21 protein-coding genes are annotated in these 16577 nt (G+C 63.4%); 10 read left to right on the top strand and 11 right to left on the bottom strand.

Annotation, left to right across the window (positions count from 1 at the left end):
- The first annotated feature begins 22 nt into the window (after positions 1-22).
- From M1D44_RS05270 to M1D44_RS05255, 4 genes are read left to right on the top strand one after another with little or no spacing between them, the layout of a single operon-like run.
- Positions 23-2086, top strand: a complete 2064-nt coding sequence (locus M1D44_RS05270) for a ribonucleoside triphosphate reductase (protein ID WP_112184421.1) — start codon at positions 23-25, stop codon at positions 2084-2086.
- A complete protein-coding gene (gene nrdD, locus M1D44_RS05265) occupies positions 2083-2259 on the top strand; it encodes an anaerobic ribonucleoside-triphosphate reductase (RefSeq protein ID WP_024975380.1) in 177 nt (58 codons plus the stop codon). The genes M1D44_RS05270 and nrdD overlap by 4 nt, the downstream gene beginning before the upstream one ends.
- The gene (locus M1D44_RS05260) at positions 2222-2935 is read left to right on the top strand and encodes an anaerobic ribonucleoside-triphosphate reductase activating protein (RefSeq protein ID WP_024975379.1); all 714 of its coding nucleotides are present in this window, start codon (positions 2222-2224) and stop codon (positions 2933-2935) included. The genes nrdD and M1D44_RS05260 overlap by 38 nt, the downstream gene beginning before the upstream one ends.
- 4 nt (positions 2936-2939) lie before the next feature.
- Positions 2940-3617: a Crp/Fnr family transcriptional regulator gene (locus M1D44_RS05255; RefSeq protein ID WP_024975378.1), complete on the top strand. Its 678-nt coding sequence runs from the start codon at positions 2940-2942 to the stop codon at positions 3615-3617.
- A gap of 20 nt (positions 3618-3637) precedes the next feature.
- On the opposite strand, the gene M1D44_RS05250 is transcribed toward M1D44_RS05255, so the two are convergent.
- From M1D44_RS05250 to M1D44_RS05225, 6 genes are all read right to left on the bottom strand, one after another.
- Entirely contained in the window at positions 3638-4027 is a 390-nt protein-coding gene (locus M1D44_RS05250) for a putative zinc-binding protein (RefSeq protein WP_112184419.1), read from the bottom strand.
- Positions 4028-4038: 11 nt separating this feature from the next.
- Positions 4039-4464 (bottom strand): ubiquinone anaerobic biosynthesis accessory factor UbiT, encoded by a 426-nt coding sequence (gene ubiT / locus M1D44_RS05245; RefSeq protein WP_024975376.1) that lies wholly within the window; start codon positions 4462-4464, stop codon positions 4039-4041.
- The gene (locus tag M1D44_RS05240; protein ID WP_316854291.1) at positions 4461-5345 is read right to left on the bottom strand and encodes a U32 family peptidase; all 885 of its coding nucleotides are present in this window, start codon (positions 5343-5345) and stop codon (positions 4461-4463) included. The genes ubiT and M1D44_RS05240 overlap by 4 nt, the downstream gene beginning before the upstream one ends.
- A gap of 10 nt (positions 5346-5355) precedes the next feature.
- Positions 5356-6372 (bottom strand): ubiquinone anaerobic biosynthesis protein UbiU, encoded by a 1017-nt coding sequence (gene ubiU / locus M1D44_RS05235; RefSeq protein ID WP_112184416.1) that lies wholly within the window; start codon positions 6370-6372, stop codon positions 5356-5358.
- A 45-nt stretch (positions 6373-6417) separates the two neighbouring features.
- Complete coding sequence (locus M1D44_RS05230; protein ID WP_112184415.1) at positions 6418-7698, bottom strand: hypothetical protein; 1281 nt, start codon at positions 7696-7698, stop codon at positions 6418-6420.
- Between the two features lie 75 nt (positions 7699-7773).
- Positions 7774-10095 (bottom strand): AAA family ATPase, encoded by a 2322-nt coding sequence (locus M1D44_RS05225; protein ID WP_024975372.1) that lies wholly within the window; start codon positions 10093-10095, stop codon positions 7774-7776.
- Between the two features lie 139 nt (positions 10096-10234).
- Between M1D44_RS05225 and M1D44_RS05220 the strand changes: the two genes are divergently transcribed.
- From M1D44_RS05220 to hemP, 5 genes are all read left to right on the top strand, one after another.
- Entirely contained in the window at positions 10235-10612 is a 378-nt protein-coding gene (locus M1D44_RS05220) for a hypothetical protein (protein WP_316854293.1), read from the top strand.
- Positions 10612-11268, top strand: a complete 657-nt coding sequence (locus M1D44_RS05215) for an energy transducer TonB (protein ID WP_316854294.1) — start codon at positions 10612-10614, stop codon at positions 11266-11268. Before M1D44_RS05220 ends, M1D44_RS05215 begins: the two co-directional genes overlap by 1 nt.
- A 49-nt stretch (positions 11269-11317) precedes the next feature.
- A complete protein-coding gene (locus M1D44_RS05210) occupies positions 11318-12046 on the top strand; it encodes a MotA/TolQ/ExbB proton channel family protein (RefSeq protein ID WP_024975370.1) in 729 nt (242 codons plus the stop codon).
- 9 nt (positions 12047-12055) lie between these two features.
- On the top strand, positions 12056-12466 hold the full coding sequence (locus tag M1D44_RS05205; protein WP_024975369.1) for an ExbD/TolR family protein: 411 nt from the start codon (positions 12056-12058) through the stop codon (positions 12464-12466).
- A 233-nt stretch (positions 12467-12699) separates the two neighbouring features.
- Positions 12700-12981 (top strand): hemin uptake protein HemP, encoded by a 282-nt coding sequence (gene hemP / locus M1D44_RS05200; protein ID WP_024975368.1) that lies wholly within the window; start codon positions 12700-12702, stop codon positions 12979-12981.
- A 205-nt stretch (positions 12982-13186) separates the two neighbouring features.
- Here hemP and M1D44_RS05195 read toward each other — a convergent pair whose 3' ends face one another.
- From M1D44_RS05195 to M1D44_RS05175, 5 genes are all read right to left on the bottom strand, one after another.
- Positions 13187-13600: a GlcG/HbpS family heme-binding protein gene (locus M1D44_RS05195; protein ID WP_024972523.1), complete on the bottom strand. Its 414-nt coding sequence runs from the start codon at positions 13598-13600 to the stop codon at positions 13187-13189.
- A gap of 310 nt (positions 13601-13910) precedes the next feature.
- A complete protein-coding gene (locus M1D44_RS05190) occupies positions 13911-14198 on the bottom strand; it encodes a hypothetical protein (protein WP_024975367.1) in 288 nt (95 codons plus the stop codon).
- A 247-nt stretch (positions 14199-14445) separates the two neighbouring features.
- Complete coding sequence (locus M1D44_RS05185) at positions 14446-14781, bottom strand: hypothetical protein (RefSeq protein WP_037031542.1); 336 nt, start codon at positions 14779-14781, stop codon at positions 14446-14448.
- Between the two features lie 145 nt (positions 14782-14926).
- Positions 14927-15166 carry a hypothetical protein gene (locus M1D44_RS05180; RefSeq protein ID WP_024975365.1) on the bottom strand — a complete coding sequence of 80 codons (240 nt, stop codon included), beginning with the start codon at positions 15164-15166 and terminating at the stop codon, positions 14927-14929.
- A gap of 260 nt (positions 15167-15426) precedes the next feature.
- Positions 15427-15936: a phasin family protein gene (locus tag M1D44_RS05175; protein ID WP_024975364.1), complete on the bottom strand. Its 510-nt coding sequence runs from the start codon at positions 15934-15936 to the stop codon at positions 15427-15429.
- A 190-nt stretch (positions 15937-16126) separates the two neighbouring features.
- Here M1D44_RS05175 and M1D44_RS05170 point away from each other — a divergent pair, with 190 nt between their 5' ends.
- Entirely contained in the window at positions 16127-16537 is a 411-nt protein-coding gene (locus M1D44_RS05170; protein ID WP_024975363.1) for a PRC-barrel domain-containing protein, read from the top strand.
- The last annotated feature ends 40 nt before the right edge of the window (positions 16538-16577 follow it).

Genomic DNA, 16577 nt, shown 5'->3' with positions numbered 1-16577 from the left:
ATACCACTAGATGGAGTACCTCATGACGAGCACACAGGTCACCAGGCAAGTCACCAAGCGCGACGGTTCATTGGCACCGTTTGATGCGCAAAAGATCTGCCAGGCCATCGCGGCTGCCGGCCAAGCCACCGGCGAATTCGACGCCGTCGAGGCGCAACGCCTGACCGCGGGCGTGCTCGGACATCTCTCCCCGCTCCCCTGCCCCGGTATCGAAATCATCCAGAATTGGGTGGAAGAGGTGCTGGTAGACGCCGGCTATTGGCGCACCGCGCGTGCCTACATCGTCTACCGCGAGCAACACGCCCGGCTGCGTTCGCTCAAGCACACGCTGGTCGATGTCGAGAGCACGATGGACGAATACCTCGAGCAGCGCGATTGGCGTGTCAATGCCAACGCCAATCAGGGCTACAGCCTTGGAGGTCTGATCCTGAACGTGGCAGGCAAGGTCACCGCCAACTACTGGCTTTCGCATGTCTACAGCCCCGAAGCGGGCACAGCGCACCGCGAGGGCGACATCCACATCCACGATCTCGACATGCTGTCGGGCTACTGCGCAGGCTGGTCGTTGCGGCAGTTGCTGACAGAGGGATTCAACGGCGTGCCGGGCAAGGTGGAAGCGACGCCACCGCGGCATATGTCGGCAGCCATCGGACAGATCGTCAATTTTCTCGGCACGCTGCAAAACGAGTGGGCCGGCGCGCAGGCGTTCAGTTCATTCGATACGTACATGGCGCCGTTCATCCGCCGCGATGCGATGTCGTATGCGGCGGTGAAGCAGTCCATGCAAGAGCTGATCTACAACCTGAATGTGCCCAGCCGCTGGGGCACGCAAACGCCGTTCACCAACCTCACGTTCGACTGGACTTGCCCTGCCGACCTGCGCGAACAGGTTCCCTACATTGGCGGCGAAGAGATGCCCTTCACCTACGGCGATCTCCAGCCCGAGATGGACATGATCAACCGCGCGTACATCGAGGTCATGATGGCCGGCGATGCAAAGGACCGCGCGTTCACGTTTCCGATTCCGACCTACAACATCACGCCGGACTTCGATTGGGAGCACCCCAACACCACGTTGCTGTTCGAGATGACGGCACGCTACGGGCTGCCCTACTTCCAGAACTTCCTCAACTCCGATCTGGAGCCGCACATGGTGCGCTCGATGTGCTGCCGCCTGCAGCTCGACCTGCGCGAGCTGCTCAAGCGCGGCAACGGGCTGTTTGGCTCTGCCGAGCAGACTGGTTCCATTGGCGTGGTGACGGTGAACTGTGCGCGATTGGGTTATCTCTACGCGGGCGATGAGGCTGGGCTGCTGGCGCGGCTCGATACGCTGCTTGCGCTTGGCCGCGACGTGCTGGAAGTCAAACGCAAGTTCGTCCAGCGGCTGATCGACCAGGGGCTGTATCCGTACACGCGGCGCTACCTGGGCACGCTGCGCAACCACTTCAGCACGCTCGGCGTGAATGGCATCAACGAGATGGTGCGCAACTTCACGCGCGACGCCGACGACCTCACCACGCCATTCGGCCATGCCATGGCGGTGCGCCTGCTCGACCACGTGCGTCAGCGCATGACGGAGTTCCAGGAGGCGACGGGGCACCTGTACAACCTCGAAGCCACGCCCGCAGAGGGCACGACCTACCGCTTCGCCCGCGAAGACCGCAAGCGCTGGCCAGACATCCTACAGGCTGGTACGACAGAACAGCCGTACTACACCAACTCCAGCCAGTTGCCCGTCGGCTACACCGATGATCCGTTCGAAGCACTGGCGCGCCAGGAAGCGCTGCAGAGCAAATACACGGGCGGCACGGTGCTGCACCTGTACATGAATGAAGCCATTTCCTCGCCGCAGGCGTGCAAGGAACTCGTGCGGCGCGCGCTGGCGAACTTCCGCCTGCCGTACATCACCATCACCCCGACGTTTTCGATCTGCCCGAAGCACGGCTACCTGTCCGGCCATCACGCGTTCTGTCCGAAATGCGACGCAGAACTGCTGGCCCAGCAGCCTAACGGCAAGTGCGGTTGCACAACGGCGGGCACACCTGGTTCTTCCACCCACCTCCATCACGAAGGAGCCTCCGTATGAGCACCATTGCACACACCGCCAACCTCACCGTTGCACTCGACGACAGCCAGCGCACGCGCTGCGAAGTCTGGACCCGCGTGATGGGCTATCACCGGCCCGTCAGCTCGTTCAACATCGGCAAGCAAGGGGAATTCCGTGAACGCCGCTTCTTTGTTGAAGACCGCGCCCGCTGAGCCACCGCACTGCCCGCCGCCGGCCATCGGCGGCCTGGCACCGTTCTCCAGCGTCGACTGGCCCGGGCAGCTTGCGGCAGTGGTGTTCGTGGCGGGCTGCCCGTGGCGCTGTCATTACTGTCACAACCCGCACCTGCAAACGCGGGCCCGCACGCTGGACTGGGACGACGTCTTTGCGTTTCTTCAGCGTCGCACGGGCCTGCTCGACGCGGTTGTCTTCTCCGGCGGTGAACCGCTGAGCGAACCGCAATTACCGCAACTGATGCGCGACGTGCGCGCCCTAGGCTACAAGATTGGCCTGCACACCGGCGGCATTTATCCGGCGCGCCTGGCCGACGTACTGCCGCTGGTGGACTGGGTGGGGCTCGACATCAAGACCAGCGCACCGCGCTACGATGCACTCACGGGCCGCCGCGGCAGCGCCGCGCCGGTCGATGCGTCCCTGGACCTTCTGCTGCAGAACGGCGGCGCATTCGAGTGCCGCACCACGTGGCACCCCGACTGGTTGCCCGAACCGCAGCTTCTTGCGCTGGCGCAAAACCTTAGCCAGCGCGGCGTGAAACACTACGCACTACAAGCCTACCGAAGTGCCCCCGGAACCCCGGCCATCACGCTGCCCAGCGAGGGCGCCCAGCGCGCATTGGCCGCCTGTTTTTCTTCTTTCTGTTGCCGGTGACACTATGCAAGACCCCCTCAATGTGGGCGATCTGCTCAAGCACAGCCCGCTGTTCCTGGACTTCGACGACGATGACATGGCTGTGCTCACGCGAGACAGCCACGCAGTGCGTGTGTTGCGGCACGACTTCGCGTTTCACCGTGGCGATCGGGCCGATGGTTTCTATGTCGTGGTGGTCGGCGCGATCAAGCTCGTGTTGCCGGGGGCGCACGGCCAATGCAAGGTCATCGAGTTCTTCGGGCCCGGCGAGTGCTTCGGCGAGCCATTCATGTTCCTGAACCGCCCTTACGCGGCAGATGCACAGGCCATGGAAGACAGCCTGCTGGTCTGGATCGACAAGCGCGCCATCGACGATGCACTGCACGTGCATCCGCGCCTTGCGCGGCAGATGCTCGCGGGGCTGTCCGCGCGCTTGCACACGTTGATGTGCGACATCGAAACCGTGAACCTGCAAAGCGCCAATGAACGGCTGATCGGGTATCTGCTCTCGCTGCCGCGCAAATTTGACCGCACGCGGTTTCCATGCAGCAAGAGTCTGGTCGCGTCCAAGCTGGGGCTGGCGCCGGCCACGCTTTCCCGCACGCTGCGTCAATTGATTCGCGACGGGCTGATCCGGGTGGAAGGCCGCGAGGTTGTCATCCCGAACACCACGGCGTTGCAGCGCCAGCTCATCGCGGGATAAAAGCAGGCAGTCGGCGCAAATCAATCGCCTGCGGTGTCCAAGCGATGCTGGAGCGTGTTGACGGCGTCGTCCACCAGCGCGGCGGCGGCGCTCAATTCATCGTCACTGCAATCGGCGTGATAGCGCTTCTTGGCGCCGCACTGGTTGAGCACGAGGTGAATGTCGGGCGCCACGCCCGCCGTTGCCAGGCAGGCCTTGACGCACGCCAGCGCGCAACCGTCGAGCGCGAGAATGGGCCGCCCGCTGCGTGCTGTCTTGACGAGCGCGCGCACCCCGCCGCCGACACCGCTGATGCAGGACATCTCTGCCCTGCCTGCCCGGTCCAGATCGACGGCCAGGCGGTTTGCCGCTTGCGCCACACTCGAACAACCCGAGCATGCATAGACGAGCGGCAATGCACGTGATGACATGGCGCCCCTCGCTATCGCGATTGCCAGCGTGCAAGCCACGCCGGGCGTGCAGCCGCATCGAGCCAGTTCTTGACGATCAGCCCAAGCTCGGTGTCGCCCGCAATCTTGAGGCGGCGCTGGAAGAACAGCGTGTCTGCGTCGGCGGTGCCACGAATGAGCGCAACGAAATCGCCCACGCCGGCACGCAGCTCCAATTCGGGTTCGGGGCTTGAAGCTGAAAGCGTGTGGAACGCTCCGCCACGGCAGCAAAAGCAGGCGCGCAGGCCGAGGTCTTCCACGGTGATGGCAAAGCGCCGCCCTTCCAATTCGGGAGGCGGCGTGAGCCAAGACAGGCGCCGGGCCAGATCGAGCCCCAGCACAAACGGCAACGATGTCAGCGGCACCGGTAGGCTGCGCGCCATGCGGACGAATACTTCGGGTGGGCGCAAGCGTGTCATTGCGGCGCCTCCAACCATTCAATGCCGGACTGCCCGTGCCAGTAGCCGTTGCAGCGTCCAATGCCCTCCGGAGGCTGCACCTGCGGCACAGGCAGGCCAAGGCGCAGGGCATCCAGTGCCGCCACGGCGTCCAGCGTGCCTTGCGATTGCGGGCTGACACGCAGCACCTTCACGCCCAGCGCAGACAGCGCGGGCGCCTGATCGAGAATGTCGAGGCATTGCCCCGATTGCGTCTGAATACCGTTAATGGCGAGAAACTCCTGCCCTTCGCGCGTGCGCACCGCCAGGCCGTCGGGGTGCTCGATACAGCGGAAGCCGCAGTCGTCCTTATTGAGGCGAAAGTGCCGCGCCGTAAAACAGCGTGCGGAAAATGCCAGCGGCAAGCGTCCCCACACCATCGCCTCGATCGCCAACTCGGCAGGCTTCTCATGCATCAGATCGGCCAGTGTGGCCTGGCTCATCTCCAACGGCATGACCGCACGCACGGCACCAAGCCCGGCCAGCCATGCCAGCGTCGCGCCGTGATACGCGTTGCAATGCGGCCCTGCAACGAATGGCCGGCCGTTCAGCAACCGCACAGCGCCAAGCTCGCCGGCTTCGACCATCCAGTCGTCCTGCTGACATTGCTTGCGCAACGCCTGGGCCTCGGCGCTGGTTTCGATGAGCGTGCGCGTCGATAGCACCACCGACTTGCCGGCCTCGCGCAGCATGGCCGCGATATCGAGCCAGTCGTCCGCCCGCAATTCATGGCGGCGGCTGCACACCGTCTCGCCCACGTAGACGATGTCGACAGGGCTGGCGGCGACTTCTGCGTAGAAGTCGAACGTCTGTAGCCGCGGCCAGTAGTACAGCAGCGGGCCAAGCGAAATTTCGTAAGACATGATGTGCCTTCTATTTCCAGGGCCGATCAAACGCGCCTTGCGTGACATGCGCGCCTTCTGCGTGACGCACGAGCGCTGCCTGCCAGTCGGGCTTGACGGAAAAGCGTGCCGGGTCCGCCTGCGCAGCATCCAATGCGGCACGCAATGTGGCCACCACCTGCGCAACGTACGCCGGACTGCGCTGGCGCCCCTCGATCTTGATCGCCGACACGCCCATGGCGATCAGCCTGGGCAACAAGCTGAGCGCATTGAGGCTCGTGGGCTCTTCCAGCACGTGGTCGATCTCGCCGTCGACGAGGAAGCGCCCCTTGCACAGCGTCGGATACCCGGCCGGCTCACCCGGTGCGTATTGGTCGATCATGATGTTGTTCAGGCGGGCATCCAGGCTGCCGTCGCGTTCCACCCAGCGCACCGCATGCGCGGGTGAACACACGCCCTTGTTGTTGGGCGAATCGCCCGTGGCATACGACGACAACAGGCAACGCCCTTCGGCCATCACGCACAGGCTGCCGAAGCCGAACACCTCGATCTGCACCGACGTCTGCTGAATCACACGTTCGACTTCGGTCAAGGTCAGCACGCGCGGGAGCACGGCGCGGTGAATGCCGAACTGCTCGCGCATCAGCTCGATGGCGCCGGCATGCGTGGCAGAACCCTGCACGGATAGATGCAGCCGAAGGTTCGGATAGCGGTCGCGCGCATAGGCCATCAAGCCGGGGTCGGCCAGGATGACGGCATCGGCGCCCAGCATGTAGGCAGCATCGATTGCCATGCGCCACTCGATGGCGCGGCCGGGCTGCGGAAATGTGTTGATGGCAAACAGCACCTGTCGCCCTTTCCGATGCGCAAATTCAACGCCAGTGCGGATGTCGCTCTCGGTAAAGTTCAGGCCGGCGAAGTTGCGCGCGTTGGTGGCGTTCTTCAAGCCGAGGTAGACGGTATCGGCCCCGGCCTCCACGGCCGCCTTGAGTGCGGCCAGGCTGCCTGCGGGCGCCACCAGTTCAATGGGGGAAGCGTTCTGTGTCATGGCGGCCAGTCTGCGACTTGTCCGCCAATGTGGTTTTGCGTTCCGTCAACCGGGCGCAAACGCTCGCGAGACACTGCGAAACGTCAGCAGCGCCCGGCACAGCATCGCACCCAGCCACACGTGCGACAGCGCGAACAGCACGCCGGCGATCACCGCCATGCGTTCAGGCTGCAACGGCACCAGCAACAACGCCAGCAATACGAGCAGTAGCAGACGAGCATGCCAATGCTGTTGCCGCTCGCCGATCAACGTTTGCATGGCCGGCAGCCGCACATGCCGCGGCACCCGCCTGCGCAGGTGCATCCAGATCATGAACGGGATGATCTTCCCGAGCATCGCATTGACAGGCAGCACGCCTCCGCCCACGAGGGCCAGCACGCCCATCTCCCACGCGATGGGCCAGTCTGCCGGCAGCCAGGACGCGGTCAACCCCAGCACGGCAACCACCAGCCAGGCGACGGCAGCAACCAGCCACAGCCGCCAGCCCGGATCGTGCCGACGACGCGCGCTACGCACAGCATGCACGCCCACCATCGCCAGCGCTGCCAGGGCGAGCCACCCCCACGTCTGCCAAAGCACCGCGCCACTCCCGACGCCCCACAGAGTGCCAACGATCAGAGGCGCCCACAGCCACCACGGCATCAGCCGATGCCAAGGTTCCGGCAAGCGCCGCGTCTGCCAGAACATCGGCAACACCGTTGACGCCACGCCCGCGACCAACGTTGCCAGCCAGCCCCCGAGGCCCCAACCGACGTGCAGGTTCAACAGCACGGGCGATGGCGCGAACCGTCCGCTAGCCAATGCCGTGGCAAGCGTCGCACCGCTCGCCAGCGTTGCCAACAGGGCCCAGCCGATGCGGCGCAGTGTTCGCACCGTGGCGTGCGTAGCGCGCGTCTGCACCACCTGCATGCCAGCCAGGATGATCAACGCGGCGGGCACCGCCAGCAGCGGCGCCCCCAACCATGCAGCCAGCACGAACGCGCGATGTCCAGCGCCCAGGAAACCCGTTGCCAGTGCAGATGCCGTTGCTACGCACGACAAGGCCACCCACGGCGACACCCATCTCGCGCCACGCACAGGCACGCCGGCCACCACGGGAAGCAATTGAAACAGCGCACCGAGCATCGCCGGCAAGAGCATTCCCACGGCCAAGGCATGAACCAGCGCGAGCGACAGCGAAGCAAATCGGTCAGGCAAACCCCCAGACGGCCCCAGCGCCAGCAGGAGACCGGCCGCCGCGCCGACCCACGGCACTGGCAGCAGGCAGCCGAACACCACGCCGGCGGGCGGCATGCGTTCGTAGAACAGCGTGGGGGCGGTCGGCATCGGAGCGGCTGAAGATCTATCCAGCCGACCACGTTAGCGGAGATGCGCCTGCATGCGCTTGATGTGCATTAAGCGTCAGCGCGGTGTGAATCCGATGGAACGCCGCTCGCGCAGTTCCGGCTTGATCGAATGCTCCTGCCGCAGTTGTGCGAGGAAGGACTCAGGGTCAAGCGTCTCGCCCAACAGCAAAGACTGCTGCTTGACCACCGCAAAGTCGCCCGGCGTGAGCATGTCGAGCGACGCCAACATCTCGCGCCACACAGGCTTGAGCGCCTCGGGCTTGCCGCCCAGCGCCTCAGCAATGAACATCTGCTCGCGCTGCGCACGCACCAGTGGCTTGAAGCGGATCTTGAACGCAAACCGCCGCAGCGCCGCCTCGTCAATCCGATCAAACAAGTTGGTCGTACAGACAAAGATGCCGTCAAAGCGCTCCATGCCCTGCAGCATCTCGTTGACTTCTGACACTTCGTAATTGCGCACCGCGCCCTGGCGGCTCTGCATGAAACTGTCCGCCTCGTCGAGCAGAAGCAGTGCGCGTTCCTCTTCGGCTCGCGAAAACATCGCCGCGATCTGCTGCTCGGTTTCGCCAACGTACTTGCTCATCAAGTCCGACGCACGGCGAATCATCAACGGCATATCGAGCTGCGCCGCGATGTGTTCGGCCAGCACCGTCTTGCCCGTGCCCGGCGGCCCATAGAAGCACAGGGTGCCGCGTCGCCGCGCGCGCAGCGCTTCGATGATGCGCTCGACAGAAAACCGTGTCTCCAGGTTCAGATAGTCCAGCTTGTATTCGGTCACGACGCGATGCGCCTGCACGTCCGGCCGCAAGCCCATCGCCTGATCGGCGTGGTCAAGCTGACGCTCGATCAGTGATTCGGCGGGCTCTTCCATTGCCGGCTGCGTCAGGCGTGCAAAGCGTGCGGCGGAATCGATCTGCGCAGGCGTAAGCGTCTTGCGCGCCGCCAGCTTGGCCATGAACGCGTCCGACACCTCCAGCCCCTCCAGGTGCTTGCGGATGATGCTCTCGCGTACTGTCGGCGGTGGCACCTTCAGCTCAAGGTGGAACTGGAAGCGGCGCAGGTACGCAGGGTCGATCTGGCGGATGGAATTCGACACCCAGATCACCGGCACGGGGTTCTGCTCCAGCGTCTGGTTCACCCACGCCTTGCCGTTGACGGAGCCACGCGGCTCTTCGTGGCCGAAGAGGCTCATCAGCTCACGCGTCGGGCCGGGGAATACGTCTTCCACCTCGTCGAACAGCAGTACAGCGCCGGGCCGCCCGCGCAGGAACGCCTGCGACACCTGCAGCGAGCGATAGCGGTCTTTGCCCGTGAGGCTGTTGCCGTCCTTGTCGAGGCAATCCACTTCGTACAGTTCGCAACCGGCATCGCGCGCCAGCACGCGGGCCAGTTCCGTCTTGCCGGTACCAGGCGCGCCGTATAGCAGGATGTTGACGCCCGAGGCGCGCTGCAGCGACGCGTTCTCCAAGAGCGCGGTCAGGTAGCGCGCATCGGTTTCCACATGCGGGTAATCGGACTGCGACAGCGTAGTCGGCGGCGCAGGCCGCGTGAAGACGGCCATCATGTCCGCCTCGCTGGCGTAGTCACCCAGCAGCACGTGCAGCAGGCGGTCGGAGATGCGCATCAGATCGCCCAGGTCGGTAACGCTGTTCTCGGGCAGGGGCGGCTCAATCAGACCCAGCGTCTCCAGCCGCGAACCGGGCCGCAATGACGCAGCAACTTCGGACGTGCTCGCCCCCGCCAGGCTGGCGAGCAGCTGGAACGCTTCCTGGCTGTGCGCGACCTTGCAGTCGACCATCACGGCGCGCAGGTCGCGCTTGTATTTCACCAGAGAGGCAAACAACAGCAGAGCGCGCTCGTGTGGCGGCAGGCCGAGCACGCGGGCCAGCATGTCTATGTTGCCGACGAGCAGGACACGTTCACTGGAGAGCCGCTCGCCCAGGGCATCGCACGACGCGCCGAACACGGTGAACATGTCCTTGGCGTGATGCTTGACGTACTCGTCCAGGTAATAGAAGAGCGAGCCTTCATCGAAGGCGCTGCTCCACTGGCCGTGGCGGTCCATGAAGGTGGGCAGGTCGAGCTTGCCGACCGCGCGCCAGCCCGGCATGTCGGCGCAGCGTGCAGACAGAAAGCGCTGCAGCCGCTGGATGACCGTGACGGGCCAGATCAGCTCCGGCGCGCAAACGGTGAGAATGTCGTTGATATTGGTGCGCAGGTTGAAGCGCAGTCCCATCGCACAGACCGTGCGCAGCGCAAATTGCGCGCACATGGAATCCAGCGACGACAACAGCAGCGCCTGCGGCTGCCTACCGCCCGTGGGGACGAACGTGCCATCGTCGTCAGCGTCGTCCATGTTGAGGTTGGCTTCATCCATGGTCGCCCCCTTCTTCCCCGTTTCACGGTTGGCCGGCCGGTCACCGTGTTTGAATGATTTTCATCCTAGCGCGTTTGCGCACACAGCGTACCCCGGGTGGACCCGTGTGTTTGCAAGTTGCGAGCCCGAGGCGTCTTGAATGGCCCACCGCCTGCACAGGCAGTTTCTCGCCATCAGCCGTCTGGACGTGAGCCTCACCCCACAAAAGAGAGGGAATTTGCGCGCAAATAGGAATCATTATCGTTTATACTTTGACTATCGGCACAATAGATTGAACGCAAAACTGTGCTCGGTTGTCGCAACACTGTTGCACTTGCAGGCCTACAATACCTGTCACGCTGGCGGCGACCCCGCTGGCATCAACGCTAGGCGCCATGGAATTGCTCCTGAGTCTGCTCATCAGCATTGGGGTTTCATTGATCGTTTTCGGCAAGCGCTGACGCTGCGCCGCTTTCGCTGTTCATCCCACCACCATCGCATTGCATTCCTTTTTCTGCTTTCGATTCCCGGTCGTTGATGATTCACCCTCGTACTCTCAAGATTCTGGTGGTCGTGCTGTTGCTGCACGCAGGCGTGCTGATGCTGATCCAGCTCGGCCTGATCGCCCCGCGCCCGCCTGTCGAAGAACCGCTGGAAATCCAGGCGCACATCATTCCGGCCGCGCCTGAGCCGATCAAGCAGCCGGAGCCGCCCAAGCAGCAGCCGGTCAAGCAAGAGGCGCCCAAGCCCGTCAACATCGTCAAGCCGGTCGCGCAACCCAAGCCCACGCCGATGCCGACACCCACGCTGCCGCCGTCGGACAACGCCCCCGTGGTGCCCGCCGCTCCGCCCACGCCGCCGGCACCGGCCCCAGAACCCGCGCCCGCACCGGCACCGGTTTCGTCCGGCCCGATCAGCATCGGTATCAACGACATCCAATGCAGCGATCCGCCACTCGTCTATCCCAGCATGTCGCAGAAGATGGGCGAAGAAGGCCGCGCCATGGTCAAGATTTCCATTGGCACGGCGGGTGAAGTCACCAACGTGACGGTCACCTCGTCCTCCGGCTCGCCGCGCCTGGACCGCGCCGCCACCGATGCCGCGCGTGCCATCAAGTGCAGCCCTTACAAGCAGAACGGCCACGCCGTGCCCGTGGTGGCCAGCAAGCCGTTCGTCTTCAAGCTCGATAACTAATTCGATTCCGCTTCTCGCTTAGCCTCTCGCTCAATTCAGGACATTCATCATGCAGGAACTCGGTCTTTCCCACCTCTGGACACAAGGCGATATCGTCACCCGCGCCACGGCGATTCTGCTGCTCATCATGTCGCTCGCCTCGTGGATCGTCATCTTTACCAAGGCGTGGGACATCGTGCGTCTGAAGTCGATGGCGCAAGGCGCTGAAAAGCGTTTCTGGCACTCGGATGATTTCGATCACGCCATGCAGACGCTGGGCTCAGCCAAGGACAACCCGTTCCACATGTTGGCGCAAACCGGCCGCGAGGCCGCACAGCACCATCGCGCCAGCCAGCCGCAGCTGCACGATGTGATGGACATCTCCGACTGGATCACGCGCTCGCTCAAAAGCGCCATCGACGAATCGGTGGGCCAGATGCAATCGGGCTTGGCCGTGCTGGCATCGGTCGGCTCCACTGCACCGTTCGTCGGCCTGTTCGGCACGGTGTGGGGCATTTATCACGCCCTGCTCGGCATCGGTGCCGTGGGCGTGCCGACCATCGACAAGGTGGCCGGCCCGGTGGGTGAATCGCTCATCATGACCGCCTTCGGTCTGGCCGTCGCCATTCCGGCGGTGCTCGGCTACAACGCGCTCACGCGCGGCAACAAAGCCATCATCGCCAAGCTCAACCGCTTTGCGCACGACCTGCATGCCTACTTCGTGACCGGCGCGCGCCTGCGCCCGGGCGCTTCGCGCGATGAAGCCGGCGTGCGTCTGGCGGCGGTCAAGCAGCAGTAAGGAGAGACCATGTCTTTCGGATCTTTCGACAGCGACGACGAGGTGATGAGCGAGATCAACATGACGCCGCTGGTCGACGTCATGCTGGTGCTGCTGATCATCTTCATCATCACCATTCCGGTGATCAACCACGCGGTGAAGATCGACCTGCCGCGCGCATCCAACAAACCCGACGACGCCAAGCCACAAAGCGTGAACGTCGAAATCAACGCAGACGGCCAAGTGTTCTGGAACAACCAGCCCGTTGACGAGGCGACGCTGCAAGCGGACATCGCGCAGGCTGCGCAGCAGCAACCACAGCCGGAAATGCACCTGCGCGCTGACCGCAACGTGCGCTACGAGCGCGTGGCGCAGGTGATGGCCTCCATCCAGCGCGGCGGCCTTTCGCGCATTGGCTTCGTGACGGAGCCGCAGCACTAAGGCGCCACGCATCACGGTGGCCAACGGACCCGCCTTCACACGAGGGTTCGTCGCTTCCGAACCTAGACGCAACCGGGCCACGCGCCCGGTTTTTTGTTTTTCGGGCACAGATCAGCACATCGCCAGACCGCTCTTGTAATGATAACGCTTCTCATTTAATCTATCTGGAATCCGCTGGAAATACTTTGCCAGCCAACGCTTCAGCCTCGTTTCTCGCTCGCTAGGACATCGCTATGAATGTTGCCGAACATCAAGATGCAGGACGTACCGTGACCCGCCGTCGTCACGTCATCGTGGCCCGCAAGCGCCCCGCTGATCTGGATGCCGCGCCCGAAACATCCGCCGCATCAACAGCATCCGAAGCCGTTCGGGATATTCCCGCCACCATCGGCGACACGCGGGTGATGACTTCCGAACAACTCTTTGCCGGTCAGAACGCCGTGGCCATCCGCCACAACGGCGCGATCTACACGCTGCGCGTGACGCGCTTCGGCAAGCTGATTCTGACCAAGTAACACCGCAACACGCACCGGCTTTTGTGGGGACGTCTCTCTCAGGAGACATTCGGCCCTAGCCAGCCGTCGTCATTTCGCATTGCCGTTTCGCATGGCCAGACGACCGCCAGCCACGCCGTTCTTTTCCTGCATCGCGCGCCCAAAGAAAAAGGCGCGACCATTGCCGCGCCCTTCCCTTTGCTGATTCGTCTAGCGTGATTGCGTATCAGCAGATCACGTTCACAGCCGCAATGCCCGCCTTGGCGATCACCACATCTTCCGTGGACTTCACGCCCGACACACCCACCGCACCGGCACACACGCCCTCCACCATCACCGGCACACCGCCTTCGAGCATGCCCTGCAGATGTGGCGCCGACAGGAACGAGATGCGACCGTTGTTGATGATGTCTTCGTAGATCTTCGACTCGCGACGGCCCAGTGCTGCAGTACGCGCCTTTTCCGGAGCGATGTACGCCGAGATGGTGGCGCAGCCGTCCATGCGGCGCAGGCCCATCAGATGGCCGCCATCGTCCACCACGGCGATCGTCACGTTCCATTGGTGCGCGCGCGCTTCTTTCTCGGCAGCGTCCAGGATCTTGGTGACATCGTCCTGGCACAGGCACGGTTTCGTTTTCATGACGTTCTCCTTGGTGGTTTGTAATGCAAAGGCGCAAAGGCTGCGTAAAGCTCGTATCAGGCAAAAGTATGCCATCGGCATCGATCGCTTTCGCAGCATGATCCTGCACCAATGACGCAAAAGAGCCGATACATTCCTGCGCTTCAGTATCGTTGAGTATCGTTCCGCCTGCGCCGTATGCCAGCGTTTCCCGAGTCTCTTGCGAGCCAACGTTAACACGCGGCATGCGTCAGAAAGATGCACAAAGAAAAAGCCCGGGTATCGCCCGGGCTTGATGTTGCGATGCGGCAGCAACCCTGCCGCTCTCAGTTTATGGCTGACGGCCGCTGCAGGCGCCATCGGTGTACGGATCGACGCGCCCCATCTTCGCCCCATCGGTATAGGGGTCGGTGCGGCCCATTTTTGCGCCATCGGTGTAGGGATCAGCACGGCTGACCTTTGCCCCATCGGTATAAGGATCGGCGCTGCTCACCTTGTGGGTGGCCTGATACGGATCGATCGAGCCGGCGTGCGCGACCGCCGCGCCTAGCGCCAAGGCCAAGCCGCTTGCGGCTGCAACCAAGGTGCGCGTTGCAAAACGTTGCGTGGTGACTTGCATGAGGACTCCTTCGGTCAAGACACTGCAAACATGACGTGCGCCGCTGTGACACACGCGTCCGCGTCTTTCACGCGGACGTCATTTCGACCCAGTAAGCGAGCTGCCAGTTCTGCACGGCGCCGCCTTTTCACGGGGCTGGAAACGCGCTTACCCGTCATTCGGATCGACGCAGATACCGTGCCATGGTGGCACGTGCCGCCCAAGAAAAAAGCTCCCGAAGGAGCCTTTCTCTTGGCGAGTGCGCCGCTTAACGCCAGTGGCCCCAGTGACGGCCGTCGTACCAGCGATAACGCGGGCCCCAACGGTACCAGCCAGCGCCCACCACAACAGGTGCCGGGCCGTAAACCGGCGGACCGTAATACACAGGCGCCGGGGCGTAATACGCCGGAGGCGGCGGTGGCGCGTAGTAGACCGGAGGCGGCGGCGGATAATAGACCGGCGCAGGAGCCACATACACAGGCGCCACCGGCACGCCAAACCCGATGCCGACGCTCACGTGCGCCGACGCCATCTGCGGCATGGCCAGCACTGCCAGCGCGGCCGCACCTGCAATCCACAGCACATTGCGTCGAATCATCTTCATCACCTGCAGCTAGAGCGCCGAGCGGGTCCGTAGCCGGCGCGGAATACGGTATCTGTATTGTATTCAGGGCCGCTGACACAGGTGATACGGCGCTGGCGAATTAGTAACAGAACGTAACGCCACATCGCACATACGGCTCGCCCCGTCAGTCCAGCGCGGGACTGCAGTCGAACTCGCCGGAGGCGATCATCGCTTCGGCATACGCTCGCGCAGCCTCGAGCGCGCTGGCGGCGCTCGGATACGTATTCGCCGATTCGCGCACGGTTGTACGGGCTAAGAGGGTCTCACCGTTGCTGACGCGCAGGATGCTTACTTCGGCGCGCCACGCTTGCGGCGAGAGTTCATAGGCAGATACCTCGATTTTGCAGTCGTCTCGGAAAGTCATGTGTCCTCCGGTTCGTATTGGATAGGCCCAGCTCCGTGTCAATGCACGAAGAGCCAGATCACCAGCAACACAAGCGCGGGAACACCCAAGAGCCACGCAACGAGATAGGGCATGACAACCTCCCACATGTTGATAGGCATGTAGGAAGTGTAGAGATGCGCGCACGGGCGGAGTATCGACCTCCGCCCGCGCCGTTTTGTAGGACTGTACCGAAATGACTGTCGGCCCACGCCGACGCTTCTCACCCGTACAGAGGAGGCTCAGTGTGCAGTGCCGTCCTTGGCGGCTACGTCACTTGGGCCCAGAATTCGGCTCGCACCGGCGTCTTCCGCCGCCTCTGCGGCGGCCACTTCCAAGCCGACCGATGCTTTGAAGAAATTCACGGCCGCCTCGGCGCCAGGAGGCGCGGCGTCCACAAAATTTTCCGCGACGAAGCCCCATTGGCGGCGCACTTCGTCACCGTGTTGCTGCAAAGCGCGGGCGATTCCGTTTTGCGTCTCGACGCCGATCTCAACAAAGTTGCGCGTATAGCCGGAAACGCGTTCGCCGGCCGGTTGAAGGTAGCGCGCTTGTGCGTTCCACCATTCGCCGGCGTCCTGCGCGCCAGCGGCGTCGTGCAGGCAGTGTTCCGTCTCGCCGAGACCGGTCTTGATGGCCTGCAGATTGAGCCCGATCAAGCGATTGACGCCGTTCACGGCCTCTTCCGTGACGGCCATCCAGGTTTCGAGCTGCGATCGTTGCAGAACGCCGAGTTGCTCCAGAGTCATCATGTCGGTTACTCCCTCGTGAGATCGGAAAATACGTCCAGCATGTGCCGGGCGTTTCAGTGTAGCTGCGCGCGCCACCGATTTCCTTGACCTCACGCGTTTGTCCTACAGGTGTTTCGGACGCCTTCGCCTGCGGTGCCAGCCATGTGCGCGTTAGAGTCGAACGCATCCTTCACCAAACCACGGAGTCACGATGAAACGTCTCGCCGCTGCCCTGATCGCCACCGCTTCCATTGCCGCCACACCGCAGGCTTTCGCGCAAGTCGCTGGCCACGCTGCGCTGGGGGTAACCGTTACCGAACTCGATGCCGTCATCAAGGGCGTGAGCGTGAAGAAGCAGGTGCTCGGCAAGCCGGTCTACAACGAGGCCAAGGAGAAGGTCGGCAATGTGCAGGACTTGATCGTGACGCCGGAGAACGCCGTTTCGTTCGCCATCGTCGGTGCAGGCGGCTTCGTGGGCGTGGGCCGTCATGACGTTGCCATTCCTGTGAATCAGTTCCAGTACGACCAGGGCAGGATCGTGCTGCCTGGCGCGACCAAAGATGCAATCAAGGCGCTGCCGGAATTCCAATACGCGCGTCAGCAGAAGCCTGCCAAGGCCTGATGACTCGCGGGAACTTTGCCCTCAGAAGCTGCGCTGAAGG

It is taken from the genome of Ralstonia sp. SA306 (assembly GCF_054792405.1).
Note: the sequence above shows the minus strand (reverse complement) of the source record. Positions and strands in the feature narration are given on the sequence as shown.

Coding starts and splice junctions, on each gene's coding strand:
- M1D44_RS05230 (WP_112184415.1), bottom strand. CDS start 7,698: ATGCCGACCGCCCCCACGCTGTTCTACGAACGCATGCCGCCCGCCGGC.
- M1D44_RS05255 (WP_024975378.1), top strand. CDS start 2,940: ATGCAAGACCCCCTCAATGTGGGCGATCTGCTCAAGCACAGCCCGCTG.
- M1D44_RS05205 (WP_024975369.1), top strand. CDS start 12,056: ATGTCTTTCGGATCTTTCGACAGCGACGACGAGGTGATGAGCGAGATC.
- M1D44_RS05195 (WP_024972523.1), bottom strand. CDS start 13,600: ATGAAAACGAAACCGTGCCTGTGCCAGGACGATGTCACCAAGATCCTG.
- M1D44_RS05250 (WP_112184419.1), bottom strand. CDS start 4,027: ATGTCATCACGTGCATTGCCGCTCGTCTATGCATGCTCGGGTTGTTCG.
- M1D44_RS05180 (WP_024975365.1), bottom strand. CDS start 15,166: ATGACTTTCCGAGACGACTGCAAAATCGAGGTATCTGCCTATGAACTC.
- M1D44_RS05185 (WP_037031542.1), bottom strand. CDS start 14,781: ATGAAGATGATTCGACGCAATGTGCTGTGGATTGCAGGTGCGGCCGCG.
- M1D44_RS05210 (WP_024975370.1), top strand. CDS start 11,318: ATGCAGGAACTCGGTCTTTCCCACCTCTGGACACAAGGCGATATCGTC.
- M1D44_RS05225 (WP_024975372.1), bottom strand. CDS start 10,095: ATGGATGAAGCCAACCTCAACATGGACGACGCTGACGACGATGGCACG.
- M1D44_RS05190 (WP_024975367.1), bottom strand. CDS start 14,198: ATGCAAGTCACCACGCAACGTTTTGCAACGCGCACCTTGGTTGCAGCC.
- ubiU (WP_112184416.1), bottom strand. CDS start 6,372: ATGACACAGAACGCTTCCCCCATTGAACTGGTGGCGCCCGCAGGCAGC.
- M1D44_RS05170 (WP_024975363.1), top strand. CDS start 16,127: ATGAAACGTCTCGCCGCTGCCCTGATCGCCACCGCTTCCATTGCCGCC.
- M1D44_RS05175 (WP_024975364.1), bottom strand. CDS start 15,936: ATGATGACTCTGGAGCAACTCGGCGTTCTGCAACGATCGCAGCTCGAA.
- nrdD (WP_024975380.1), top strand. CDS start 2,083: ATGAGCACCATTGCACACACCGCCAACCTCACCGTTGCACTCGACGAC.
- M1D44_RS05215 (WP_316854294.1), top strand. CDS start 10,612: ATGATTCACCCTCGTACTCTCAAGATTCTGGTGGTCGTGCTGTTGCTG.
- hemP (WP_024975368.1), top strand. CDS start 12,700: ATGAATGTTGCCGAACATCAAGATGCAGGACGTACCGTGACCCGCCGT.
- M1D44_RS05240 (WP_316854291.1), bottom strand. CDS start 5,345: ATGTCTTACGAAATTTCGCTTGGCCCGCTGCTGTACTACTGGCCGCGG.
- ubiT (WP_024975376.1), bottom strand. CDS start 4,464: ATGACACGCTTGCGCCCACCCGAAGTATTCGTCCGCATGGCGCGCAGC.
- M1D44_RS05220 (WP_316854293.1), top strand. CDS start 10,235: ATGGCCCACCGCCTGCACAGGCAGTTTCTCGCCATCAGCCGTCTGGAC.
- M1D44_RS05270 (WP_112184421.1), top strand. CDS start 23: ATGACGAGCACACAGGTCACCAGGCAAGTCACCAAGCGCGACGGTTCA.